Genomic DNA, 26188 nt, shown 5'->3' with positions numbered 1-26188 from the left:
AATTAACTATTATCGAATCATTTTTGGCTTATATTCTGCCATGTACAAATTACCGTTGTTGCTGTATAGCAATTGTCCCGACTTGGCTTGAATCCCACCCTGTAATGGTAATAAAACATCCATACACTGAATTCCACCAGCACCTTCAGCAAATACGCGATACAAAACACCTTTACTACCGCGATAGGTATTTACAGATGGAGAGGATCGCACATCCGCTTTAGCTGTTTTACTATTTTTCGGATTATAGTTTGCGTAGATTTTTAGTTCTGGCAAATTGGATGGTGATGCTGAATCTCTTAAAACACCAACATGATTCAGCATCACCAGATTACCATTTAGAGTATCGTGCCATGATGTATTGTATAAACCGGGTAGATAAGCTGTCGTCGCGTAGACATTCTCGGTTCCCAAGGACTTAACACCGCCAATTGCGCGCGGTCTATCGTGCTCACAGCTGTTTAATACAACAGAGTCTTCTGCGTAAGCTTGAGAAAATAAGCTAAAACCAGCATCTTCTTTAATAGATAAACCTAAATCAACTTTAGCATTAGCTGTATTTAAAGGCTGACCACCATAGGTATACTGTTTTCCTGTAGCTACTAACTTAACCTGAGTGGTTGTTTTTGGTGTAGGTAATGTTGAATTTTTATTACCTACACCACTGTTGCCTGCATTGGTAACTGACTTTTTAGTTATCAACGAAGGACTGACAGGGCGATAGAATTCATGCCTGGGTTGGCGAGCTTCCAGATACTTTTGAAAATTTTCTTCGCTAGCTATCTCTACAATTTCAACTCGACGATTTTCTGCGCGACCTGCATCTGTGCGATTGTCTGCTCTGGGTAAACTTTCACCGGCACCTTGAAAATACAACATAGATTCCGGCACACCACGATCTTTCAAAAATTTAGCGACTGTACGCGCGCGTCGCTCAGATAAATCCTTATTAAATTGACTGTCACCGGTATCGTCTGTATGACCTACTAACAATATTTTTTTCTCTTGCGCTGATTTTAGATAAGCCGCACGGTCTGCCGTATTCTGAATGCCATCCGCAAATAATTGTGGGTTATAGGTATCTGCAATCGCAGAAAAATATTCTAATGCTTTGGGTGTCAACTTATCTGAGCCCACAGCAAAATGGCTTTGCCCGTTTTTTTCGCCAATATTGACGGTAAGACCTATTGGTTTATCAGATTTAGAATTTGTTTTACTGTCAATCACCATTCCGTTTTCATTTACGGATTTTACTTCCATTTGTAAATTATATTGTTGGGAAATCTTATAAAGATCACAGCGCTTTTTATCCATCTCCGCACCGATTAAATTGCCAACCACCAGCCCCAACACTCCACCTGCGAGCGCAGCTGACGAGTCTTTATCTCCCAATGCATACCCCAATGCTGCACCACTAAGGGCGCCCAACAGCATGCCTTTATTACGAGAATTATTTGAGCAGGGGTTTTCATTAGCAAAGGTTTTTTTTACCGCTTTGCCTGCACTAGACTGCTGCACAGTTGAGCAGCTAATAACGCTTAAGGCCAGTAATACGCCAAGTGATGAGCTTAAATATTTATTCATTTTTTCCCCTTATTAATACATTCCAATCAAAAAAATTTCGATAACAATTATTTTTTATTGTTAATTAATCATTGATAATAAGTAGTTAAAGATTATGTGTGGTTAACACGCATAAGCTGCAATGATCAACCACAGAAGGTAAAAGGCATTTTGGTGAGTGTTGTGAATAAGCGGCTCAATCTGAAAGAGTTATGCGGAACGTGTGCAACGATACGAATCAACAATTGAGCATAAAAGCCAATGAGTAATTTTATAGAAGCTGATGTGTGTGACACAGAAAGGGAGGGCTGGAAATCCATAGCAAATCCTGAAGCCAAATATATCCAAATAAAAGCGTTTCTTTGCTTTTTATTCCTAAAGTCTTGGCTTTTGGCCAAGATCATTACTCACATTTACTCTTGTGATCCGAATTAATCTAGCACATTAATCCATGTCGTCAAATTTAACATCCGAATATTTTGACACTCATGAAGAACTCATGATCACCTTGTGTCCTTGGCAATCAGCGATCATAGTAGATGGGAAGATGGAGATTATCTCTGCCGTTTTAATACCGCAATCACGCCCACCGGCGCACCAAAAAATGATCCGGGGCAAATACTCACTAATTCCCAGCCATCGCGCCCCAAACCATCCAGCTGTTGAGTAAGTGCTTCCGCATCAAGCGCGCCGGAAAAGAAGCTGCGTTTTTTAAAAGTGATGGTTTTATATTCCCAGCGCATTATTGATCTCCTTCTTCGCTAGTATTGTCGTTATCAAATGATTCACTGTCGGTTGGTTCAAGATCAGTGACCACTTTCTGGATTAATTTCACGCGGCCACTTTTTACCAATGCGTCGCGCAATACAAATTCAATTTGGGCATTCAAACTGCGTAAATCATCGTCTGCCCAGCGCTGCATAGCGGCGATGACTTGTTCATTAATGCGCAGTGGAAAGGATTTTTTACTCACCTGAATCACCTGTTAATAGTCACCTATGAGTAGAGTGTTCCGGTATTAATCACGGGTTTAGCTTGTTGGTCGCCACAGAGCACAATTAATAAATTACTGACCATCGCCGCTTTGCGTTCGCCGTCCAATTCCACAACATCCTGCGCTTTTAATTGCTCCAACGCATCGGCCACCATCCCCACTGCGCCTTGCACAATAATTTTGCGCGCCGCTAATACCGCGCTCGCTTGTTGGCGTTGCAACATCGCTTGTGCAATTTCCGGTGCATAAGCCAAGTGGCTCAAGCGCGCTTCCAATACATCCACACCGGCTTTTTGCAAACGGTCTTGCACTTCATTTTTTAATTTCAATGCAATCGCGTTGGAATCGCTGCGCAGTGACAACTGCTCATCATCACCGTTGTACTCATAGGGGTAACTGGTTGCCAAATTGCGCAGCGCGGCTTCGCTCTGGATGGTCACATAATTTTCGTAGTCATCCACTTCAAATACGGCTTCGGCAGTGTCTACCACTTTCCACACAATTACGGCGGCAATTTCAATCGGGTTACCGTTGGCATCGTTCACTTTCAACCGGCCGGATTCAAAATTGCGCACGCGCAAACTCACCGATTTTTTGCTGTACAGCGGGTTAGCCCAACGCAGTCCGTTGTTGCGGTCAGTCCCCGCGTATTGGCCAAACAGCTGCAACACTTTGCCTTGGTTGGGCTGCACCATATAAAACCCGAACCAGCAGATAAACACGATAACCGCCGCCAACCCGGCAACAATTTTGATAGTGCCAGGCATCATCACGACTCCGGCTACCGTCAGCACTTGCAGTGCCAGCAGCACAACTAACAGGAAGTAACCCGAACCGCTACGCGCTTCAACTTCATGAACCATGATCTTGCTCCTTAGGTTTCTGATGGACTTGTTATCTGAAATTAATTGATATCATTTAGATATCAATTTAATACCGCATTTGGATAAAGTAAAGAAAAATGAGGAAAAAATAGCCATTTGTGGCGTCATACCAGTTTTCAGAGAGTGAAAATCAGAGGCTTTGTAAAGGAAAGAGAGGGGGGGGGTAAGCCGTGATACGGGCAAAGATAGTAGATAGGGCCGTGTGACCGCCAAAGTCAGTTGGGCATGACTGCCCAACTGACAAGCTATGGAGTGTTAGCGAGTTAAGTTTCCGGTATACAAATCCTCAACAGGGAAGATCATCGTGTAATCATCCCAATTCAAATTCCCATCTTCTATTTTGAAGCCAAGAAACCCTGATTCAGACTTATAGCGTTCGTAATCGGGGTGTCCGGCTGAAAAGATAAACGGTGCAAAGTCCACAATTTGGTGAGCCCCGTCTGAAAATTCTATCTCGAGTATGTGAGATTTCAGGTGCTTTGCGCTTTTAACGAATAACGCTGACATTTTTCACCTTTTGCGTAATAATTTTTGGCGCGATTGATTTCTTTTTTACAAAGTAATCAACCCACTTTTCAACAATTTCACCGGCATATACATGAACGAATTCTTCAAATTCTTTACGCTTGTTTGGCTCCAGACCTGAGCCTTTATCTTTTAAAGTGATTTTGGTGATTCTACCATTAAATAAATGAATTTCAGTTTTCGATTCTCTTCCCGCATGTTTTCCGTGTACATGAATAGGTTCGTGCTCATTGCTGTAGAAAAACAAGACAATTCCTAAATACTCATAAAGTTTGGGCATGTAATAATCCTTTTAGTTGAATGTGCAATATTGTGCGTAGTTAATCCCTTCGGGAGTTGGTAACGCGCGCTGACTTTGATCTGCCGTAAGCGATATATCAAGAATATCGTGTCACAAAAACTTAAAATTTTAACTAAATACTGCGTTGAACTTTTAGATATGTGTAAACCGTTACTAGGAATTACGGGGAATTATAGTTTTTGAGAAGAAGGATGGAGGGAAGTGAATGTTGGGGTTCGCAAGCTCACCCCAAACTACTTTGTTTATGCGGTGGTTACGCCATATGCGCAGACCAGCGCTCCAGCAAAATGGCTTGTACGTCTATGGCATCTTCGCCGTCTTTGGGTTGTGTGGGCAGGTAGCTGCCATCTTCTTGTAGTAGCCATGCGTGGGTGTTGTCCTGCAGGTATAACTCCATATCTTCAATAATCCGGTCGCGGATTTTTTTGTGTTTGATAGGGAAGCAGGTTTCTACGCGATGGAACATGTTGCGCAGCATCCAGTCGGCGCTGGAGCAAAATAATTCCGGGGTGCCGCCGTTTTCAAAATAAAACACGCGGTGATGTTCCAGAAAGCGGCCGATGATAGAGCGCACGCGAATATTTTCTGACATGCCTGCAACACCTGGGCGCAATTGGCAAACGCCGCGCACGATCAAATCGATTTGCACACCGGTTTGCGATGCCGCGTAAAGTTCATTCACCAATTCTTCATCGTACAGCGAATTCATTTTGGCGATGATGCGCGCGGGCAAGCCTTTTTCAGCATTTTCTTTTTCGGTGCGGATACGTTTCACCATGCCTTTGTGCAGAGTGAATGGCGCGTACAAGAGTGCATCCATTTTTGACGCTTTGCCCATGCTCGATAATTGCAAAAAAATGCGGTAAACATCTTCACCAATTTCTTTATCGGATGTGAGCAAGCCGTAGTCGGTATAAATTTTACTGGTGCGCGGATGATAGTTTCCGGTGCCCAAGTGAACGTAATAACGCAGCTTGCTGCTTTCGCGGCGCGCGACCAAAATCATTTTGGCGTGGGTTTTAAAACCCACGACACCGTAAATCACATGAATACCAAAACGCTGCAAACGTTCAGCCAGTGCCACGTTTTGTTCTTCATCAAAACGCGCGCGCAGTTCTACAATGGCGGTGACTTCTTTGCCTGCTTTTGCCGCGGCAACCAATGCATCCACAATTGGGGAATTGGAACCGGTGCGGTACAGTGTTTGTTTAATTGCCAATACATTCGGATCGGCTGCAGCTTCACGCAAAAAATCCACGACACATTGAAATGAATCGAATGGGTGGTGCAATAAAATATCTTGCTTTTGCAGCACTTCCAAATAGGAGTTGGTGCGCTTGGGCAATTTGGGCATTGCTTGCACAAAGGGAGTGAAATAATGTTGCTGGTCTTTGACCAGATCAAACAAGTCACTGTAGCGATTCAAATTCACCGGGCCATTAATACGGTACAAATCACGCTCTTTGATTTCGCAGCGCTGCAATAAAAATTGTTCCAACTCGGCCGGGCAGGTATCGGTAATTTCCAAACGCACTTCATCGCCGTACTGGCGATAGGCCAGCTCACCTTGAACTGCGCGCAACAGATCGTCGGTCTCTTCTTCATCGAGAAAAATATCCGAGTTGCGTGTAAGCCGGAATTGATAACTTTCCATCACCGTCATGCCGACAAAAATTTCGGCCATAAAAAAATGGATGATGGAAGAAATAAACACAAAATTACGGCCTTTGTGACTGAGTGCTTCCGGCAATTCAATAATGTGCGGCAGTGAGCGCGGCACTTGTACGATGGCGCGGCCGGAATTGCGGCCGAATGCGTCTTTGCCATCGAGCCGCACAATAAAGTTCAAACTTTTGTTGAGAATGCGCGGGAATGGATGCGCCGGGTCAAGCCCGATCGGGCTGAGTACGGGCAGTACATCGGATAAAAAAATGTGTTTCAGGTATTGGGTTTGTTCGTCTGTCCAATCTTCGCGGCGCAAAATCTGGATGCCTTGCTCGCGCATCGCAGGTAATACTTCATTGTTGAGGATGCGGTATTGCTCAGCCACTAACTCGTGCGCACGCAGGGAAATTTCATTCAGCGTTTGTGTTTGCGTCATGCCGTCCGGTCCTTGGGTGGGTGGTGCATTGCGCTCCAGAATCTCCACCAGTCCGCCGACGCGCACTTCAAAAAATTCGTCCAGGTTGGTAGAAAAAATACACAGGAAGCGCAGCCGTTCCAGCAGCGGCAAACTGCGGTTATAGGCTTGATGGAGGACGCGTTTGTTGAATTCGAGCAGGCTAAGCTCGCGGTTGAAATAGGCGTTAGACACCTTATACCTCGTGGACACGATTATTAACCTATAAGTGGTGCAGCCAGATTATGGCAATTTTATGACAGAAATAAGACAGTGCATGACTATTGCTAACACTAGCAAAGTTTTTTGATCCGCGGCGGGAAGGGTGCAAAGAATGGAGCGAAGGAAGATAAAGAGAGAAGTGTGAGTTTGACGTTGACCCGGTTGTTTTTGAAATCGTCAAATCAGGAAAACGTCTGGATGTATTGGGGAGTCGTCATCCCCGCGTGCGGGGATCCATTCGAGATCAAACACTGGATTCCCGCTACGCGAGCATGACGATTCCCTTCTAAATTAACTGCAAGCTCTAAATTAACTGCAAGTTCAGCTAAAGACTTAGTTGCACTTGTACACATCAAAGCTTTGGCGGCCGTCTTGTACCAGCGTTACCGGTACCACGGTATCGCCACCGAATTGGCTGGCTTCGTTGCGCGCCATGTTGGTCAACTCAGTCGCTACTTTGTTTGGATCGCGCTTCATTGAACCAACGAAGTTATCTTTTACTTTTACGCTAACGGTGCGCACTTTGTCGCAGCTGCGCACGTTAGCGGCATTGGCAACGGCAACACTGCTGCCTTGTTCGCTGACTTTAACCCAGGTACATGCACTGGTGAGGCTGGTGATTGCAACAAGCAATAAGGCGGTCTTTTTCATGGGATGTTCCTCGAATGTGGTTAAACAGTAATCAGGGGGCAAAAATGTGTGGCTACACTAATCCGAGCGCGTTCCGGTTGCAAGCCGCTGATCAGCTCCATCTGCAGAAGAGAAGTAATAAGCTGTAGTGTCTATTTTGGCGCAAATCCTTTATTTTTTGGCGGCGGTATACAAGAGGGCTATCTTTACCCTCATCGATAACGAATAGGATAATTATTAAAGAGGAGTTAATCCTATGGGCTCACATTCGTTCAGCCTGGGCAACCTGTTTTCGCGGCGCAACTTTTGGCGCTTGATCAAGCTGCTGATCATCATTGCCATCCCGATGGGCATTGCACTGGCTATCGGCAAACTTTACCAAAGCTGGGACGATGATCCGGAGCGCGGTGCGATTGCCATTGAGAATGGCGCTTTTGGTGAAAGTTATTCCACACCGATTTACCTCGACCAGGGCTGGAGCGCGAACGATAGCCTCTGGTACTACAACACCACCCAGGGCTCGGCACTGATGCCCTACGATTTTTTTATCGCGCTTGAACAGGCCACATCCACTGAATTATTCCGCGCCAACAGTGTGATCGATAAATATCGCTACCTGCCGCAGAAGCCTACCTTTTTTAACCCCGATGGGCTGCCCGTCGGTTTTGTGAAAGAGTCTTACAAAGGTAAGGATTACGTCGGCTTTACCTGTGCTGCCTGCCATACCGGCCAGGTCAATTATCAAAATAAAGCGATCCGTATCGACGGCGGCCCGGCCATGGCGGATATGGTGGGTTTCCTGACTGACTTGCAGAAGAGTCTGGATGTCGCCATGACTGATGGCGAGAAAAACCAGCGTTTTGTATCCAAGGTGCTGGAGCTGAACAACAGCTATTCCAACGCCGAGGATGTGCAAGCCGACCTCAAACGCTGGGCGCGCAAAATTCACCTGTATAACAACATCAACCTATCCAGCGTGGAGTATGGCTACGCGCGTCTGGATGCATTCGGGCGCATCTACAACCGGGTGCTGGAGCACGTTATCAGCCGTAAACAACTGCGCGATGTACTGCTGGGGATGACTAAATCCGATACCGACAGTGACAGCGATCTGCTGACCAAAGCGCAGGTCGATAAAGTGCTTGAGGGCATCAGCGAAACCATTATCGGTGACTTGCAGTTTGCCAAAATCATCGACCGGTTGATGTCTGACAAAGAGGGTTATCCGGCGCTGGGTATGGCGGATATGAACCGCATCAAGCAGCAGATTTTTAATGAACCCAATGCACCGGTGAGCTACCCCTTCTTGTGGGATATCGTCCAATCAGATTATGTGCAGTGGAATGGCCTGGCCAACAATGCGGGAATGGGGCCGCTGGGGCGCAACACCGGTGAGGTCATTGGCGTATTTGGCATACTCGATTGGGAGGCGCACAAACGCGGCTGGCGTTTGTCGTCCTGGCTCACGGGGCAAAGCAGCAAGAGTTACCAAATAGAATTCACGTCCTCTATCGATCTGGTAAATCTCTCGCGTTTGGAATCCCATCTGGCGAGCCTGACTTCGCCCGTCTGGCCGACGCTCGCCAAAGAGGGGCTGGAACAGGATCACGCCAAGGCGATTTTCGGTGAGTTGCCGGAGTGGAAAATCGATAAAGACAAGGTACGCCGCGGCCGCCGTTTGTATGCCGAGTACTGCGAATCCTGCCATGAGGTGATTGACCGCACCGACCGTGACCGCATCGTGGTGGCCAATATGTCGAGTGTGAAGACGGTGGGAACCGACCCGGCTATGGCGCAAAACAGCGTCAGCTACACCGGTTATTCGGGCAACTTCAAAAATACTTACCAGACCGAAAGCGTTGGTGCCCTTGTCATCAAAGATCGTGCGCCGGTGGTGCAGATCCTTACGGCAGCGACCATGGGTGAAGTGGCGACCGAACCTGATCCGGATAAATGGTGGCCGCGCCGCACACTGGATTGGCTGTATATGATGGCGAAATCCCTCTTTGATAATAAAATCAAAGCCAGTGTAAAATTCGGCAATTACGACCCTGACACCACCGCTGAGCCTTATAAATCGCTGCTATCCTACAAAGCGCGTTCACTCAATGGCATCTGGGCGACAGCCCCTTACTTGCACAATGGTTCGGTACCCAGCATCTATGATTTGTTATTGCCGGTGAAGCGCGCCGGTGATCCTGATGATGGGCTTTATCGTCCAATGCAATTCGAGGTTGGCAGCCGCGAGTTTGACCCGCGTAAAGTCGGGTTGCGCACGGAGGGTTATGAGGGTTTCACGTTCAAGGCGGACAAGCTGGGTGATTTCAACAGTGGCCATGAATACGGCACTGCGCATGCTCCGGCGGTCAATGGCCAGCAACAAAAACCGCTGACCGACGACGAGCGTTGGGACTTGGTGGAATATATTAAAACCCTGTAAAGGGCGGATAGGGAAAGGCCACGCCACGGGTGGAGCTGTTCCGGAGTTGTTCCGGGCAGCTTCATCCGTGGCGTTTGTGTATTCAGCGCCGTATTTTTAGACGCCATTTTGATGGCCATCTGCCGTAATGGCCTTTAGCGAGTTATCTGCCCGTTTATGCGATCAACAATAAGTAGTAAACCCTATTCCCTGGCGCGCCAGGTCACCAGCCTTGCCCTGATCTTGTTATGCGGGCTGCAAGGTGCGCAGGCATCGGGTGAAAAGCGCGTGACTGTACCTATCGCACTGCCTTTTCAACTAAAGTCCAGTGCCAGCAGTGCTGGGTCTTCAGTGGCGACCGCCCCTATCCAGACGCTGCAAACCACAGCGTTTACCCAAACGGTTGCTGCATCGTCAGCATCGTCAGCACCGGGGCAAGCGACAGCGCCTGTGGCGTCATTGTCTGACAGTTCGCCAGCCAGTTCGCTTGCCATCGCCACGACGATACCTGTTGCTTCTCTGGCGGCCAGCTCTGTATCTGCCAAACCGGCAGCCCAGCCCGCAAAAACCCAAGTGGCTGCTACGGCCAAAACGCAAGCCTCCGCGGCGGCCAAACCTGCGCCCAAAGCGGAGGTGGCCAAACCAAAGCCCGCTGTAGCAGAGCCGGCGGAACTGGCTCGCACCATTCCCATCATTACCACTGCACCGATCAAAGCACCGCGCTTTCCAGCCGGGCACCCCGAGGCCTTCATTGCTGAATTTGAAGATTATGTCGCCAAGAAAGTCGCGCCTTTTGTGCCGGGTGTGGCCATAGTGGTGGTGTCGGGCGGGCAAATAAAATCCCTGCAAGGCTATGGCGTGCGCCGCGCAGGTACGCGTGAAAAGGTTACGCCGGATACCGTATTCCGCCTCGCCTCTCTCTCCAAACCTTTTGCGGCCACCGCCGCCAGCGCGCTGGTCAATGAGGGCAAAATCACCTGGGATACCACGGTCACCTCGGTGTTGCCGGATGTCGCTTTTAAAAATGCGCGCTATGGCAAGCAGCTGACGTTACGCCATGTGTTGTCCCAGGCATCGGGGTTGCCGCGCCATACCTATACCCACTTTATCGACGAGAACATGAGCTACGCCGATACCGTGCGGCGCTTGCGCTACGTAAATTTCGTCTGCCCGCCGGGCAAATGTTTCGCCTACCAGAATGTCAGTTACAGCCTTGCGGGCGATATGATCAAAAAGAAATCCGGCGTCAGCTTTGAAAAGTATGTCGGCCAACATGTATTTGATCCGCTCGGGATGACCACGGCCTCCTATGGATTGGCCAATTACAATGCCTCGCCTAACCGTGCATCGCCCCACATCAATAACGGCAGCCGCTGGATTCCCACCTCAGTGACAGGCAATTGGTATCGCGTTGCGCCGGCGGCGGGGGTGAATGCCAGTATTGTCGATATGTCGCGCTTTTTGCTCGGGCAAATGGGCAAGCGGCAGGATGCTCTGCCGCTGTCGGTACTCAACCCCATCCAATCACGTGTGACCAAAAATACGCCGGCACAGAATTATTACGGCGTGCGCAAAGCCGTGGGTAATACCGCCTACGGCATGGGTTGGCGCGTGTTTGATTATGGCCGTTACAAGAATTTCGTCCATCACGGCGGCCACGTAAAAGGCTTCCGCACCGAGATGGTGTTCAACCGCGATCTGCAAATCGGCATGGTGTTCCTGAGCAATTCGGAAACCCGCCTCGCGCGCGATATTATTTTCCGCTTTATCGATAGCTATGAGCGTGCGCAGGTTGCCGCGCGCGCTGCGGCTAAAAAGAAATGACCGGGACGCGCGGAGCATGAATCCTGTCGCCGCGCTGGTAGCGCAACTGCATCCGCGCCAGATTCTGCGCGCGCTCGATGACATAGATGCAGTAGCACCCTCCTACACTCTGGATCGCCCCGCTGCCTTGCGGCGGGTGGTTTGGGTGCTGGCCTGTGTATCGGTCAGTTTGTTGGTGCTGCACTACGCCAAGTTTTCCACCCATCTTCATGCACTGCTGGTGTGGTTGGGCGATGGACATCGCTATCTGGATGCGTTGCAAGCCAGCGGCTGGTTGGAGCTGTGCGGCTATCTCTGGTGGACCGCTTGCCATCTACTCACCTTTATCATCCTGCCGTGGCTGGTGATCCGTATCGGTTTCAAACAGCGCATGCGCGATTTTGGCTGGCGTTGGAACCAGGTCGGCGAACACTGGCGCGGCTATCTGTTACTGCTCAGCCCGATTCTGGTGTTTGTGGTGCTGGTGAGTTTTGGTGAGGATTTCGTCAATCATTATCCTTTCTACAACCATGCAGGGCGCAGCTGGCTGGATTTCCTGCTGTGGGAGATGCTCTACATGAGCCAGTTTGTGTTCCTCGAATTTTTCTTTCGCGGTTTTATGCTCAATGCCTTGCGCCCGGCCATGGGCGCAAACGCGATTTGGGTGATGTGTGTTCCCTATATGATGATCCACTTACCCAAGCTGCCACTGGAGGCAACCGGTGCCATTTTATTTGGCTTGTTTCTGGGTATCCTCGCCCTGCAATCCCGTTCTATTTGGGGTGGTGTTCTGGTGCATGCCGGGGTCGCTTTGAGCATGGATGTCGCTGCACTACTGCGTAAACAGGAAATTCCTGGATCATTTTTTCCCTTCTAAAACCCTGCTTATAACCCATCGCTAGATTCGCTTTTTCTCCCCTTTTGCGAGCCCCAGTGAAATCAAAGGCTTGTCGTTTAAACACGCTTTTTTGCGCAAAATACAGTCAGTATCAGCCGAAAAAGCGTGACTTGAATCACGAAGTTTTGCTGCTAGAGTCTCAGATACCCAATCAAGCCAAGGCATGGGAGGAAGACAAAATGGCTCACCATTCTCATAGGGCAACGCTTAAAATCCTGTTCATTCTGGGTGCAGTGATGGTGGCTTTATCGGCCAATGCGGCGCTGCTGGATTGCACCCGCGCGCAAGTTGTTTTCACCAATGAGGATTGTCTGGCGGCAGGCAATTTGTCTCGCGCCAATAATGCCTATGGTGTAGTCGAAGTGCCGGTTGGAATGCCGGTTGCTGTCGCCAAACCCACCGATTTTCAGGTAAACCGGAACGCGGACAGCAATCTTCCCGGTTCGGTACCCTTGATCGTCTTAACATCTGCGCTGCTGATTATATCGCTGGTTAAAGCGCGAGCGTTTAACACCAAGTGACGGGGCTCTGCCATCGCTAAAAACAATGATGGCCATATGTATATCTAGCCAGTAAAATCGCCAGATCCTTTATTTGATTGGCTCTGGTTATGGATGTTTCCCTGCTCTTAGATTCCCTCAACGATGCCCAGCGCGAGGCAGTGTCTGCCCCTGCGGTTAACCAGCTCATCCTCGCGGGTGCGGGTAGCGGCAAGACGCGCGTGCTGGTGCATCGCATCGCCTGGTTGATCCAGGTGGAGCAGGTATCGCCCTATTCGATCATGGCGGTGACTTTTACCAACAAAGCTGCGCGCGAAATGCGCAGCCGATTGGATGAACTGTTTCACCAGTCGCTACCAACCGGCAGCAATCATCACCACATCAATAGCCGTACCATGTGGGTCGGCACGTTCCACGGTCTTGCGCACCGCCTGCTAAAAGCCCACTGGCAAGATGCCAACCTGCCGCAAAATTTCCAGATCCTCGACAGTGACGATCAACTGCGGCTGATCAAGCGCGTGTATCAGGCGCTCAATATCGATGAAAATAAATGGCCGCATAAACAGGCGCAGTGGTACATCAACGAACAAAAAGACGAAGGCCGCCGCCCGCAACATATCCAGGAAACCGGCGATCCATTCGTGCGCACCATGCTGCAAATTTATCGCGCCTATGAAGAAGACTGCCAACGCGGCGGCATGGTGGACTTCGCTGAAATTTTATTGCGCGCGCACGAGCTGTGGCTCAACAAACCGCACATCCTCGAACACTATCGCAATCGTTTCCCGTTTATTTTGGTTGACGAATTTCAGGATACTAACGCCGTGCAATACGCGTGGTTGCGTGTGCTCGCCGATAAAACTTCGTGCGTAACCGCAGTGGGCGATGACGACCAATCCATTTACGGTTGGCGCGGCGCAAAAATTGAAAACATCCAGCGCTTCGCGCAGGATTTTGCGGGCACGCAAGTGTATCGCCTCGAACAAAATTACCGTTCTACCGGCAATATTTTGCAAGCCGCTAACGCGGTGATCAAACACAACGCCGGTCGTTTGGGCAAAGAGCTGTGGACCGAAGGCGAAAAAGGCGAACCGATTTCGCTTTACGCCGCCTACAACGAACAAGATGAAGCGCGCTTTATTGTGGAGCGCATCCAAAGCTGGTTAAAGCAAGGCAACAAACGCGACTCGGTAGCGATTTTATATCGCTCCAACGCCCAGTCGCGGGTGCTGGAAGAAGCGCTCTTGCGCGAGGCAATTCCCTATCGCATTTATGGCGGTTTGCGTTTTTATGATCGCCTCGAAATTAAAAATGCGATTGCGTACATGCGCCTCATTAGCAATCGCCATGACGATGCTGCATTTGAACGCGTCATCAACACACCCACACGCGGCATTGGCGGCAAAACCGTAGACGACATCCGCCTGTTTGCGCGCGACCAAGGCTGTTCACTTTGGGCGGCGACAGAGCAAATGCTTGCGCACAAAGTATTTGCGGCGCGCGCCGGTAATGCAGTGCAAACATTTTTAAATTTGATTATCAAACTCGCGAACGATGCTTACGCATTTGACGATCACGGCGAATTGCCGCCGCTCGATGAAATCGCGCGCATGGTGATTGAAGACACCGGCTTGCTGGTATTCCATCAAAATGAAAAAGGCGAAAAAGGCCAGGCGCGCGGTGAAAACTTGCAGGAATTAATCACCGCCTGCCGCGCGTTTGATGCGGATGAAAACAACGATGACATCACTCCGCTGCAACAATTTCTGGATACCGCCGCGCTCGATGCAGGCGAAACCCAAGCGGATGAATTTGAAGAAGCCGTGCAATTAATGACGCTGCACTCAGCTAAAGGTTTGGAATTCCCCTTGGTATTTCTTGCCGGTGTAGAAGAGGGATTATTCCCGCACAAAATGTCGGCGGATGATCCCGAACGTTTGGAAGAAGAGCGCCGCCTCTGCTACGTGGGTATCACCCGCGCCATGCAAAAATTATTTATCAGCTACGCCGAAACCCGTCGCTTATACGGCAATGAAACCTTTAATGCCGTATCGCGCTTTGTCAAAGAAATCCCACCGGCATGCATTGAAGAAGTCCGCCTGAAAACCGCTGTCACCCGCCCGGTCAGCTTCCAGCGCAATGCGGTACGCGAAAACCTGAGCGACAGCGGCGATGATACCGGCTTCAAACTCGGCCAACGCGTCACCCACGCTATTTTCGGTGAAGGTGTTATTTTGCAATTCGAAGGCAAAGGCCCCAACGCCGTCGTACAAGTCAAATTCGAAAAAATCGGCACCAAACGCTTGGTAATGCAATACGCGAAATTGCAGGGGTTGTAATTTAATTGAGCTTTCATCGTATTGCTTTGCCAAATGCATATGGGATAGTAATTTTTTTATCTGCAATTTTACCCCAATCCTTTTTCTTTGCTTTAAAAAGATAATTTTGCATTTCTTGACACAAATCTTTATTTGGAGAGATGGTTTTTGAGTCGTGCTCGATATCAAACTGAATTGCTTTTTCGCAACAGGTAAGTAACTGAACTTTTAGTATTATGTGTTCAGGAATATTGTCAGCCAAAAGTGGATAATGTCCCTTTTTCTTTACGATATGGCTTGGTGTGTCAAACGGATCACTGTGAACCAAAGGCGAAACAAGGCCATTTCTGACATAAAAATTATTGGTTTCGTTATCAATTTGCTCAATAATTCCAACTAAATCATCGTGTTGCTTGCCATCAATATTTATAAAATTACGCCATACATTATTTCGGCAATTTTCAAAATCACTAATAAAGTCATCTGATAACGAGTAATCGCCATTCAAACAGTTTGGAAACATTCTTTTGTGCATTCTTGTTAGATTAACTTTTTCTGATCCTGAAGTATCACGAGTGTGTTCTTTAAATGCTTCCAAATGAACAAAATAATTTGAAAAATTATTTTGTGATCTGGTCTCATCAATTTGCGTTTGTAGTTTGTTTTCATTACGTTCTTGAGCTGATCTGCTCTCCCTAAGCTCTGTGACCAGTAAATAAACAGTTAGTAAACCCAAAAATGGATTCACCATTCCACCCATAAAATCACCAAACTGCCCCCATGCGGCTCGGTAATCTGCCCATTCGTTGTTTTCACATGTGTTTTCTAATTCGTTTATGCATTCATTGAATGACGAAACTGAAAAATGAATAGCGGCTAGTAAAAAACATAATCCGAAAACAAAAATTGCAGTCCAAATAAACCTATCCAAGCTAGGTGTATTGCTTTGTTGGTCTTTAGTGGTGTCTTTATCTGGCATTTATAACTCCGTGTTAATCTCCTGTATTCAACCGGGGCTAGGTTAGCATTTCACTTGCTTAGATACATTTCGCGTTATAACAAGGGTGGTGCGTTTTGCTGGGTATTGGGTGTAGCCAAAAAAGCTACAAATGTAGCAAAATAGGCTACATCTAAGTCTTGAGGGCGCTTGTATGGCCTCCCCTATTGCCGAACTTCTTTTTAGTGACTATCGCCGCCGTGTACTGGGGTTGCTGTTGATGCAGCCTGAGCAGGCTTACCATGTGCGCGAGATAGCGCGCCTTACCCAAACCCAACCGGGCACCTTGCATAAGGAGCTGAGCCGTTTGGCAGAGGTAGGGATTCTGGAAAAGATGACCCAAGGAAATCAGGTCAGCTACCGGGCTAACCGGCAGTCGTTGGTATTTGAAGAGCTGGCCAGTATAGTGCGCAAAACCTCAGGGCTGGCGGATGTGCTGGCGCAGGCCTTGTTGCCTTTAGCGAGTCAGATTGAGCTGGCTTGGGTATTTGGTTCTGTGGCCAGTGGTAAGGCGGGGCTGCACAGCGATATTGATTTACTGGTGGTTGGAAGTCTGGGTTTTAGTGAACTGGTCAGTTCAATCTACCCTTGCCAGTCCATATTAGGACGGGAAATAAATCCCAAGCTTTATTCTCCCGATGAGTGGAGTAAGGCACTCAGTGAAAATTCGGTGTTCATTCGGGAATTGTTTGAAAAGCCAGTTATTGAAATTATTGGAACAAGGAATCTAGTCAGGAGACACGCATGACATTGGACAATTTGGTAGGGATGAGCCTGGAAATAATAGCACCAGACCCGTTAACGATTCGTCGGTTGCTGGAAGCGGCACAACGTAATTTGCAGGATGCAAAGTTGATCCAACTGAGTAATGAAAATCGGTTCGATGTGGCTTATAAATCAATAATGCAAATGGCCAATGCGGTTCTTCAAAGTCGAGGTTATCGCACCCTGACCAGTAAGTCGGGGCATCATCAAACCATGATTCAGACTTTACCAAAGACGCTGAACATCTCTCACACTCAGATAATTGTTTTGGACGCTTTGCGTAAGCAGCGAAATGTTGCGGATTATTCCGGTGATTTGGTAACGGATGCTGCAGTGAATGAATGCATTATTCAAGCTGAAGCATTGTGGAAAATAATAGAAACAAAAACTTCTTTGTTAATCGAAAAATAACACTATGAACAATAAATCTATTAATTGGTACCCGCTGGTTATTGTTGTGTTGATCGCGGCTTTTGCGGCGACATTTGCGGCGTTGGTGTTGGAGAAATCCAAACCAAAAAGTATATCCCCACAAGCGGTGAATAGTGAACAAAATTCATCGACAGTGTCTGCGCAAACCTATCACTGGAAAATGGTGACTTCCTGGCCGAAAAATACGCCGGGTCTTGGTGTGGGCGCGGAGAATGTTGCGCGTGTAATTAATGAAATGTCGGGCGGGCGTTTACAAATCCATGTGTACGGTGCAAATGAATTGGTGCCTGCGATGGGGGTGTTTGACGCGGTGTCCGCAGGCAGTGTGGAGATGGGGCATTCCGGCAGCTATTTTTGGCGCGGTAAAGTTCCGGCGGCGCAATTTTTTACCTCTGTGCCTTTTGGTATGAACGCGCAGGAATTGTATGGCTGGATTAATCACGGCGGCGGTCTGGAATTGTGGCGCGAGCTTTATGCACCGTTTAACTTGGTTCCCTTTCCTGCGGGCAATACCGGCGTGCAAATGGCGGGCTGGTTTAACCGCGAAATAAATTCAGTGAACGATTTGCGCGGATTAAAAATGCGCATCCCCGGCTTGGCGGGCGAGGTGTTTAATCTCGCTGGCGGCACTTCAGTCAATATTCCTGGCGGTGAACTTTATACGGCGCTGCAAACCGGTGTGATCGATGCGGCGGAATGGGTCGGGCCGGAAAATGATTTGGCGTTTGGTTTCCAACAAATTGCTAAATATTATTACTACCCGGGCTGGCATGAGCCGGGGCCATCGATGGAGTTGATTATCAACAAAACCGCCTACGAAAGTTTGCCCAAGGATTTGCAAGCAATTGTGACCTATGCTGCGCGCGCGATGAGTCAGGATATGCTTGATAGCTACACCGCTCACAACAGCCGTGCATTAAAAGAGTTGGTTGATAAGCAAGGTGTGCAACTACGTAAATTGCCGGATGAAGTTTTGAAACACTTTTATGAAGCTTCGCAGCAGGTGTATGAACAGCAAGCTGCAAAAGACCCGCAATTTAAAAAGGTTTATGAATCTTATAAAAGTTTTATGAGCGATTCAGCTGCGTATCAGAAAATATCCGAGCAGACCTATTACGAGATAAGAGATTCATTATCCAAGTAACCATCGGATAAAAACGTCATAAAAATTTGTTCTGCGCTTATGGATGCGCATCTGCCACCGGCTTTATGGTGGCAGGTGGCATCAAACCAAAAAATGCCGGCGTAGATTGATCGAATAGTGCATCGAAATTAGCGTGTTTATAGAGTTGCCGCGCTATTTTTTGTTGCTCGGTCAAAGGCATCTGTTGTTCTTTCGTTAAAACCTGTGCGCGCGTTGGCCTGCGTAAAAAGCGGGAATCTTGCAGTTGGTTAACCACTTGTTGCAAACCGCTTTGGTTCAATCCTGCCAGAGTTATGACTTCTTGACCCAATAATGAAACTGTCATTGAGCTGGCCAGCGGCGTGGACAGAGGTTGGTTGCTCCATACAATATAAGGAGTTGAAAAAAACTCCTGAAATTGATCGTGCATAGTTTCTGTTTTAAAACCCGCCTTGTGATAGATAGAATAATTTTCTCCCAGGATAGGCAAGTGATCGCCGTAAAACACAATAATGACTGGCGGTGCATTGTCCTCGCTATACCTGCGGATGAGCTCTTCCAATGCCAGCCGCGATTCGCGCACGCCGATCGAATAGGTTTTGATAGCCTGTTGCTCCTCTTCCGTTAGCATTGGCAACTGCTCCCAATCAATTGCCACATCGCGCAACGAGGAATAACGTTGGTCGGTAAACGGCGCGTGGTTGGCCATAGTAACTGCAAAAATAAATTGCGCCTGTTGTGCCTGCTCAATCCGGTTATAAATTAATTGGTTTATGGCTCGGTCCATCACATACAGTTGATTTTTTTCTGCATCATCGAAGGCGCTGATATCCAAAAATTCCTGGAAACCAAGAGATGGGTAGGCTTTATCACGGTTCCAAAACCAACCGCCATTGGGATGAATCCCCAGCGTGTGGTAATTGGCTTGCTGTAGTCGCCAACCAATACTGGGAATCGGTTTTTGGATGTAATGAACAAACGGTACTGTCGCTGGCGGTAACAACCTCATGGATAAACCAGTGAGAAATTCAAACTCACTATTAGCAGTGCTGCCGCCAAAGACAGGAACTTCCACATAGCCTGTCTGGCAATATCCAACGTAGTTTTCACAAATGGTCGATAAATTTCCGGGCGATCCGTGAGGAAATAACTCGCGGTGCAATAGGCCTGGATCCCAAAACGCTTCGGATTGGATTGCAATAATATGGGGTTGCGGTTGATTTGTAATTTGTTGGGGTAGTACGGGAATATCTTGCAGGGAGATATTGATCTGTGCTGCCAGTGACGGAATAGATCGGTTGGAAAAGTCCTGCGGTGGGCTTATGTAAAATTGTTGATAGCGAAATAAAAATCCGGTAATGAAACCAATTTTTTTATACAGACCTGCGCTGTCACCGCTTTCCCATGCATTGGGGATTTTTTCATCCAGAGACCAATTACCTGGTTGTAGTAACCAAAAAATAGCCAACAAGGAAAGTGCCCCGCGCACACCAATCCATGGACTTTTGTTGGCGAGTCGTTTTGCGAAGCGCCACACGCCTAATGAAAATACAGAAAGCACTATAAAGATCGTCAAAAAAACCAAAAATGCTTTTGCTGTTCCGACAATAAATACCAATGAATCCAGTGCTTGATTTATCAGGTTTAAATCGCTGGGCACCAGAGGAACGCCAAGGTATCGCGTTTTTATTTCGCTGGTGACAGAAAAAAGCCCTGCCAAAATAAACAGCATGATTGCTGCTGCATGCCAACTTAAAAAAGTGCGCAGACTGCAATAAATAAGAAAGATAATGCCATAGGCTATTGCGGCGAAAGAAATTGAATCATGTACCCAATACAAAGCGGTTTGAATCGACCAATAACGGAGTGGCAATTCAATAATCAAAAATGTCAGTGTTGTGATGAGCAGGATACGGAATACAGCAAACGATAGAGCAAACACGGCGCTAATGCTCCGTGATTGGTTCAAACGCTTCCACAGGGGAACATCGCCTAAAGCAGAGTTAAGGGAAGCAATTTCATGTGCATTATTGTTTTGGCGTTGTGCTCCGCTGATCCAACCAATCCATCCACTTATCCAGGCCCACAATGTGGTAGCTGAATGTGTTGCTGATAGCAATAGGATCAAAGCGCCCATCACCATGCAAAACAAATACTTTAATAAAAGACGAGAGTCTGCAAAAAAAGCCGGCGACCAGTGGACGACTATAGATGTAAAAATCAAACTGATATAAAGCCAGGATTTGCGTGTACTGAATATGCTGGATATAAATGAATGCAATGGTATTTTTTTATCGTGGAGAAAATATCCGGCAGTTATAACAATAGAAAGACCGACAAAATAATAACCCTGATGGCGAATACTTAACGCAACCATCAATACCAGCAAAAGCACAGGCAACAATAAGGATCGCCAGTGCATCAGTTTTTTTAACTGGAAACTATTTAACTGGAAACTGTGGAAAACAATAATTCCACTTAGCGACATTAATGCAGCACCCGCGAATAACCCTGCCCCTTGTGGCTTCAACCAGGAAAATACTTGTGCATCATCAAGGATCGGGTTTTGGAGCGGATAGTTAATCAGTTGAAGCAATAGGTAACTGACCAGTATTTGCAGTAACAATGTGTTGCTGTGCTGCGGATTAAATTGTTGCTGTAAATGTGTTCCGAGCAATATTGCGATTAGTGCATTGCCTAGATGTGTCCCTATCCACAGGCTGTGGTTAACCCATGGAATGCCTGCGCTTGTCCAGTGGTAAATCAAATGGGTGCAAACCAACACAAAAAGTATGCTGCCAGACCAACCTTGTGGCGATATTAAAAATCGTTTCATAAGCGCTTATGATTTAGTGCGTGATATTCACTGTGAACAGAGTTCGCTGCGATAAAAAAATGGGTGATCCTTGCGCGGGATTTATTGTGTAATGTTCAAAGGGATATAAATAAGTAACGACTTCGTAAATACCAGGTTGTGTATCAGCTGGTATTGGAAGTGAAATCCGGTCATTAAATACCGTGCCACCAGCGGGAATGGAGGCATACGTTTGCCCACTGGTTTGTATGCCAGTGGTATCAAGTACAGCAAGATCCTGTTGCCGGTTGCGCAACCGATAAGAAATCGTATGGCCTGCGGGTAGTGGCTCAAGCAGCCACCAGCTCACCACAAATTCAACATTGCGTCCGCGCATAATTTTTTCCGGTGCGGGAATGACACTGACAAGTTGTGCCTGATTGCCAAAATTAACGCGGTGAATTTCTGCTGCAGGTTGATTGATAAGAGTAAACATCCAGATGAGTGCAATCACAATCGCAATAATGAATGTTTGGGTAATGCGCTGTTCGAGTCCTGTGTGTAGTGACATGTCCTTACCTGTAAATCATGTATGCCAAAAAAAGACATCATTAAAATAATTGTCATATTTTTGTAATGGTGCCATTTTTTACAGGGGGACGTAAACCTTTCAGATTTTGGATTATCCCTCTTGGTGTTCTTGAGCAGTAATTTCCACCAGTGTTGCTATGCCATTGCTGCGCAGTTTTTCCATAAGCTGTGCAAGGCGTTCAACTTGCGCGGCATCCAATTGCTCACCATGAATGAAATCCAGGCGCTTTTTAGCAACTAATTGGCGCACATACTCAGGGCGCACGCGCAAACGTTCGGCTGTTTGGGTAATCGAGAGAAGTTGACGCAACATGGATGAACTCTTAGGCAGATGGACAAGAGCTCTACTATGGCACAGAGCGCGATGTATGGTTAGTGAAACAGGGGTTATTGCAATCCAATGTGCGAGATGGGCGTGCTGTGCCATAATTTGGTTTTTCACTTTTCTGCGAGCAGGTTTTGTCCATGGCTAATCTCGGTACTCTCTACACTGTTTCCGCCCCTTCGGGTGCGGGCAAAACCAGTCTTGTCAGTGCGCTGGTCAAATCCAACCCGGAAGTCTGCGTATCGGTGTCCCACACCACACGTCCTATGCGCCCGGGCGAAGTGGATGGTGTGAATTACCATTTTGTCGATCATGCCACCTTTGAAAAAATGCTAGCCGAGGGTGCTTTTCTTGAGCATGCGCGGGTGTTCAGCAATCTCTATGGAACCTCGCAACAATGGGTGGTTGATACGTTGAACCAGGGTATTGATGTGATTCTGGAGATTGACTGGCAAGGCGCACAGCAGGTGCGCAAGCTGATGCCAGATACCGTCAGCCTGTTTATCCTGCCGCCGTCACTGGCTTGTTTGCGTCAACGTTTGACTGGCCGCGGGCAGGACGACGAATCGGTAATCGAGGCGCGCATGAGCGAGGCGATCAGTGAAATGTCGCATTATGTTGAGGCCGATTACCTGATCATCAACGATGACTTTACCGTCGCACTGGCGCAATTCCAGGCGTTGATTACCAGCCAGCATATCCGTCTTGCGCGTCAGGTTGAGCGCCATAGCCAGTTACTTGGCGACTTATTGGCTTAAATTTGTCCATACGCGGTTGGCATAGTGAGGCCCGCTGACGCATAATAGCCGACCGGATTGCAGCACAGCTGCGTTTACCCACGCGTTTGTTTTTATAGAGCACACAAAGTTATGGCACGTATTACTGTTGAAGATTGTTTGGATCACGTTGATAACCGTTTTGAGTTGGTGATGGTTGGCAGCAAGCGCGCTCGTCAATTGGCGATTGGTGGTAAAGATCCACACGTTGCGCCAGAAAATGACAAGCCGACTGTAATCGCCCTGCGCGAAATTGAAGAAGGTTTTATCGACGCCAGCATCCTGTTGGAAAAAGATACCCTGCCACAACCCAAGCCTGAGCGCGTGTACGACAACGAGATTTAAATTTCCAACAACTGCCTCCATCTTATGAATTGATGTATGGCAGTTGTGCTGTTGGACTGGCCGGACCAAACCCCCGGCCAAAAACCCCGGAGAAAGGCGTGCAAACCATCGAGGCCCTTAGCCATCGGCTTTCGTCTTATCTCGAACCTTCCCAAATCAATTTGGTGAAGCGCGCCTACTTCTATGCCGAACAAGCCCACGACGGCCAAAAGCGCCGCAGCGGCGAAGCCTATATCACCCATCCTCTTGCCGTAGCCGATATCCTTGCCACCATGCATATGGATCATCAGAGCCTGATGGCCGCCATGCTGCACGATGTGATTGAAGATACCGGCATCAGTAAAAAAGCCATCGCTGGCCAGTTTGGCGATTCAGTGGCGGATTTGGTTGATGGCGTGAGCAAGCTCACCCAGATTGAATTTGAATCCCACGCGGAAAAACAGGCGGAAAACTTCCAGAAAATGGCCTTGGCGATGGCCAATGACCTGCGCGTAATTCTGGTTAAGCTTGCCGACCGTCTGCACAACATGCGTACCCTGGGTGCGATGCCACCCGATAAAAAGCGCCGCATCGCCAAAGAAACGCTGGAGATTTACGCGCCTATTGCCCATCGTCTGGGGATGAATGAAGTGCGTTTGGAGCTGGAAGACCGCAGCTTTTACTGCATGTATCCGCTGCGCGCGACGCGCCTTCAAGCTGCACTCAAAACCGCGCGCGGTAACCGCAAGGAATTGGTTGAGCAGATCCAGACTTCGTTTGAAAAACGCTTGCAGAAAGACAATATCACCGCGATTGTGATCGGTCGTGAGAAGCACTTATTCAGCATCTATGAAAAGATGCGCCAGAAGAAAAAGTTCTTCAAAGAAATTATGGATGTCTATGCGTTCCGCATTATTGTCGATTCGGTAGACACCTGTTATCGCGTGCTCGGTGTGGTGCACAACCTGTACAAGCCGGTGACGAGCGAATTCAAAGACTACATTGCCATCCCCAAAGCTAACGGCTACCAGTCGTTGCATACCGTATTGGTCGGCATGCACGGGGTGCCGATCGAGGTGCAGATCCGCACCAAAGAAATGGATGAGATGGCCAATAGCGGGATCGCCGCCCACTTCCTCTACAAGTCCAACAGCGACGAGCCGGTCAACGCAAGTCATAGCCGTGCGCGCCAATGGGTGCAAGGCTTGTTGGAAATGCAGAAAAATGCGGGTAACTCCCTCGAATTCATCGAGAATGTGAAGATTGACCTCTTCCCCGATGAAGTCTACGTATTCACCCCCAAAGGCAAAATTGTGGAGTTACCGACCGGTGCAACACCGGTGGATTTTGCCTACGCCGTGCATACCGATATTGGTAATACCTGTGTAGCGTGCCGTATCAATGAGCGCATGGCTCCGCTATCGCAACCCTTGTTGAGTGGCCAGAAGGTGGCGATCATCACCGCGCAGGGTGCCCAGCCTAACCCCAATTGGTTGAATTTTGCGGTATCGGCCAAGGCGCGTTCGGCCATCCGCCATTACCTCAAGCATCAGCGTCATCACCAGTCAGTGGCGTTGGGCAAACGCATGCTCAACCGCGCCCTGGGCGAGATTCACATGGATCTTGACCACCTGAGCGAGGAGCAGCAGCACAAGATTCTCTACGGCACCCAAGTGGATTCCATGGAGAAGCTGTACGAGGAAATCGGTTTAGGTAACAAGGTAGTTTACTCGGTCATCAAGCTGCTGCAGCCGGATGCTGAAGTAAAAACCCGCGCTGGCGTCATGAATTCGGCGATTACGATCGATTCTGCCGAAGGCATGATGATCAGCTTTGCCCGCTGCTGTCGCCCGATTCCGGGCGATCCGATTATCGGCCACGTCAGTTCCGGTAAAGGGTTGGTGATCCATCAGGATACTTGCCGCAATATCGCCGAAATCCGCAACTATCCCGACAAGATCAGCCAGGTAAACTGGGCGGCGACTGTCAGCGGCGAGTTTTTAGTGGATGTGCGGGTTGAGGTGGAAAGCGACCGCGGCATCATCGCCACTCTCGCTACACGAATTACCGAGCAGGGCGCGAGCATTGAGCACATCAACGTGCACGAGCGCGATGCGCACAACAGCGTGATTCATCTCTGCGTCGGCGTACACAACCGCATTCACCTTGCCAATATCATGCGTCGCATCCGCAACCTGAGTTTTGTGATCCGCGTGAATCGCTCCAAGAATTAATCCCTCCCCGTTGGCTACGCGCCCTTTTTTAAAGGGAGGCGCCTGACTCCCCGTGGAATCCAATGACAAGGCTGAATCAGCCTCCCCTTTGAAAAAACGGGATCGAGGGGGATTTTGTTCTATACTCTGCCGCTTCCGTTGTTTGACTATCGATTAAAAGGTTCTTCTATGACCAATAAAGCCATTATTCACAGCGATAACGCCCCTGCCGCTATAGGGACTTATTCCCAAGCCGTGAAGGTGAACCACACCGTTTACTTGTCGGGCCAGATCCCGCTTGATCCCAAAACCATGCAGATGGTGGACGGCGATTTTGCAGCGCAAGCGCATCAGGTGTTTAAAAATCTGGCTGCAGTATGCGATGCCGCCGGTGGTGGTTTGAAGGACATCGTCAAACTTAATATCTATCTGACCGATCTGGCTAATTTCCCGATTGTGAATGAAGTGATGGGCCAGTATTTCCAACAGCCCTATCCGGCGCGTGCTGCGGTTGGCATCAACCAGTTGCCGCGTGCTGCCTTGATTGAAGCCGATGGCGTGATGGTGCTCTAAGTCTCTGTGTTGAGTCTCGACCAATACTTACAGCACCAGTAATTGACCGGGTGCGCAGTTTGCGCCAGGAAAAACAAAGGGAGCCATTTGGCTCCCTTT

24 protein-coding genes are annotated in these 26188 nt (G+C 48.3%); 12 read left to right on the top strand and 12 right to left on the bottom strand.

What is annotated here, in order from left to right; genetic code table 11:
• Window positions 1-9: 9 nt before the first annotated feature.
• The 8 genes from B2739_RS01855 to B2739_RS01820 all read right to left on the bottom strand — a co-directional run bounded on the left by B2739_RS01855 (window position 10) and on the right by B2739_RS01820 (window position 7259).
• On the bottom strand, window positions 10-1584 hold the full coding sequence (locus B2739_RS01855; RefSeq protein WP_331344172.1) for an OmpA family protein: 1575 nt from the start codon (window positions 1582-1584) through the stop codon (window positions 10-12).
• A 533-nt stretch (window positions 1585-2117) separates the two neighbouring features.
• Complete coding sequence (locus B2739_RS01850) at window positions 2118-2306, bottom strand: DUF4177 domain-containing protein (RefSeq protein ID WP_331344171.1); 189 nt, start codon at window positions 2304-2306, stop codon at window positions 2118-2120.
• Window positions 2306-2536 carry a hypothetical protein gene (locus B2739_RS01845; protein ID WP_331344170.1) on the bottom strand — a complete coding sequence of 77 codons (231 nt, stop codon included), beginning with the start codon at window positions 2534-2536 and terminating at the stop codon, window positions 2306-2308. The genes B2739_RS01850 and B2739_RS01845 overlap by 1 nt, the downstream gene beginning before the upstream one ends.
• A gap of 23 nt (window positions 2537-2559) precedes the next feature.
• A complete protein-coding gene (locus B2739_RS01840) occupies window positions 2560-3420 on the bottom strand; it encodes an SPFH domain-containing protein (RefSeq protein WP_331344169.1) in 861 nt (286 codons plus the stop codon).
• 276 nt (window positions 3421-3696) lie between these two features.
• Entirely contained in the window at window positions 3697-3948 is a 252-nt protein-coding gene (locus tag B2739_RS01835; protein ID WP_331344168.1) for a DUF2442 domain-containing protein, read from the bottom strand.
• Window positions 3929-4246, bottom strand: coding sequence for a DUF4160 domain-containing protein (locus B2739_RS01830; protein WP_331344167.1), 318 nt, complete (start codon window positions 4244-4246; stop codon window positions 3929-3931). The genes B2739_RS01835 and B2739_RS01830 overlap by 20 nt, the downstream gene beginning before the upstream one ends.
• A 274-nt stretch (window positions 4247-4520) precedes the next feature.
• Window positions 4521-6599 (bottom strand): polyphosphate kinase 1, encoded by a 2079-nt coding sequence (ppk1, locus tag B2739_RS01825; RefSeq protein WP_331344166.1) that lies wholly within the window; start codon window positions 6597-6599, stop codon window positions 4521-4523.
• 342 nt (window positions 6600-6941) lie between these two features.
• A complete protein-coding gene (locus B2739_RS01820) occupies window positions 6942-7259 on the bottom strand; it encodes a DUF4156 domain-containing protein (protein WP_331344165.1) in 318 nt (105 codons plus the stop codon).
• A gap of 235 nt (window positions 7260-7494) precedes the next feature.
• Here B2739_RS01820 and B2739_RS01815 point away from each other — a divergent pair, with 235 nt between their 5' ends.
• The 5 genes from B2739_RS01815 (at window position 7495) to uvrD (ending at window position 15197) form a co-directional block, all read left to right on the top strand.
• Window positions 7495-9678, top strand: a complete 2184-nt coding sequence (locus tag B2739_RS01815) for a di-heme-cytochrome C peroxidase (RefSeq protein WP_331344164.1) — start codon at window positions 7495-7497, stop codon at window positions 9676-9678.
• A 156-nt stretch (window positions 9679-9834) separates the two neighbouring features.
• Window positions 9835-11481, top strand: a complete 1647-nt coding sequence (locus tag B2739_RS01810) for a serine hydrolase domain-containing protein (protein WP_331344163.1) — start codon at window positions 9835-9837, stop codon at window positions 11479-11481.
• Window positions 11482-11497: 16 nt separating this feature from the next.
• A complete protein-coding gene (locus tag B2739_RS01805; protein WP_331344162.1) occupies window positions 11498-12337 on the top strand; it encodes a CPBP family intramembrane glutamic endopeptidase in 840 nt (279 codons plus the stop codon).
• Between the two features lie 200 nt (window positions 12338-12537).
• Window positions 12538-12879 carry a hypothetical protein gene (locus B2739_RS01800; protein WP_331344161.1) on the top strand — a complete coding sequence of 114 codons (342 nt, stop codon included), beginning with the start codon at window positions 12538-12540 and terminating at the stop codon, window positions 12877-12879.
• Between the two features lie 89 nt (window positions 12880-12968).
• The gene (gene uvrD, locus B2739_RS01795; protein ID WP_331344160.1) at window positions 12969-15197 is read left to right on the top strand and encodes a DNA helicase II; all 2229 of its coding nucleotides are present in this window, start codon (window positions 12969-12971) and stop codon (window positions 15195-15197) included.
• A gap of 13 nt (window positions 15198-15210) precedes the next feature.
• Here uvrD and B2739_RS01790 read toward each other — a convergent pair whose 3' ends face one another.
• Window positions 15211-16155 (bottom strand): hypothetical protein, encoded by a 945-nt coding sequence (locus B2739_RS01790; protein ID WP_331344159.1) that lies wholly within the window; start codon window positions 16153-16155, stop codon window positions 15211-15213.
• A 172-nt stretch (window positions 16156-16327) separates the two neighbouring features.
• Here B2739_RS01790 and B2739_RS01785 point away from each other — a divergent pair, with 172 nt between their 5' ends.
• From B2739_RS01785 to B2739_RS01775, 3 genes are read left to right on the top strand one after another with little or no spacing between them, the layout of a single operon-like run.
• Entirely contained in the window at window positions 16328-16921 is a 594-nt protein-coding gene (locus tag B2739_RS01785) for a nucleotidyltransferase domain-containing protein (protein WP_331344158.1), read from the top strand.
• On the top strand, window positions 16918-17349 hold the full coding sequence (locus B2739_RS01780; protein ID WP_331344157.1) for a hypothetical protein: 432 nt from the start codon (window positions 16918-16920) through the stop codon (window positions 17347-17349). The genes B2739_RS01785 and B2739_RS01780 overlap by 4 nt, the downstream gene beginning before the upstream one ends.
• 4 nt (window positions 17350-17353) lie before the next feature.
• The gene (locus tag B2739_RS01775) at window positions 17354-18514 is read left to right on the top strand and encodes a TRAP transporter substrate-binding protein (RefSeq protein ID WP_331344156.1); all 1161 of its coding nucleotides are present in this window, start codon (window positions 17354-17356) and stop codon (window positions 18512-18514) included.
• A gap of 37 nt (window positions 18515-18551) precedes the next feature.
• Here the strand turns inward: B2739_RS01775 and B2739_RS01770 are convergent, their stop codons facing one another.
• The 3 genes from B2739_RS01770 to B2739_RS01760 form a co-directional block, all read right to left on the bottom strand.
• Complete coding sequence (locus B2739_RS01770) at window positions 18552-21329, bottom strand: LTA synthase family protein (RefSeq protein ID WP_331344155.1); 2778 nt, start codon at window positions 21327-21329, stop codon at window positions 18552-18554.
• A 13-nt stretch (window positions 21330-21342) separates the two neighbouring features.
• On the bottom strand, window positions 21343-21858 hold the full coding sequence (locus B2739_RS01765) for a hypothetical protein (RefSeq protein WP_331344154.1): 516 nt from the start codon (window positions 21856-21858) through the stop codon (window positions 21343-21345).
• A gap of 111 nt (window positions 21859-21969) precedes the next feature.
• On the bottom strand, window positions 21970-22191 hold the full coding sequence (locus B2739_RS01760) for a hypothetical protein (RefSeq protein WP_331344153.1): 222 nt from the start codon (window positions 22189-22191) through the stop codon (window positions 21970-21972).
• A gap of 152 nt (window positions 22192-22343) precedes the next feature.
• On the opposite strand from B2739_RS01760, the gene gmk reads away from it, so the two are divergent.
• The 4 genes from gmk (at window position 22344) to B2739_RS01740 (ending at window position 26089) form a co-directional block, all read left to right on the top strand.
• Window positions 22344-22961: a guanylate kinase gene (gene gmk, locus B2739_RS01755; RefSeq protein ID WP_331344152.1), complete on the top strand. Its 618-nt coding sequence runs from the start codon at window positions 22344-22346 to the stop codon at window positions 22959-22961.
• Between the two features lie 111 nt (window positions 22962-23072).
• Complete coding sequence (gene rpoZ, locus B2739_RS01750) at window positions 23073-23324, top strand: DNA-directed RNA polymerase subunit omega (RefSeq protein ID WP_049631254.1); 252 nt, start codon at window positions 23073-23075, stop codon at window positions 23322-23324.
• Between the two features lie 98 nt (window positions 23325-23422).
• Window positions 23423-25537: a bifunctional GTP diphosphokinase/guanosine-3',5'-bis pyrophosphate 3'-pyrophosphohydrolase gene (gene spoT / locus B2739_RS01745; RefSeq protein WP_331344151.1), complete on the top strand. Its 2115-nt coding sequence runs from the start codon at window positions 23423-23425 to the stop codon at window positions 25535-25537.
• Between the two features lie 168 nt (window positions 25538-25705).
• Window positions 25706-26089 carry a RidA family protein gene (locus tag B2739_RS01740; RefSeq protein WP_049631252.1) on the top strand — a complete coding sequence of 128 codons (384 nt, stop codon included), beginning with the start codon at window positions 25706-25708 and terminating at the stop codon, window positions 26087-26089.
• Window positions 26090-26188 lie beyond the last annotated feature (99 nt).

This window comes from Cellvibrio sp. UBA7661 (genome assembly GCA_002483365.1).
Classification (GTDB): Bacteria; Pseudomonadota; Gammaproteobacteria; order Pseudomonadales; family Cellvibrionaceae; genus Cellvibrio.
This window is presented reverse-complemented; position numbering and strand designations above follow the sequence as displayed.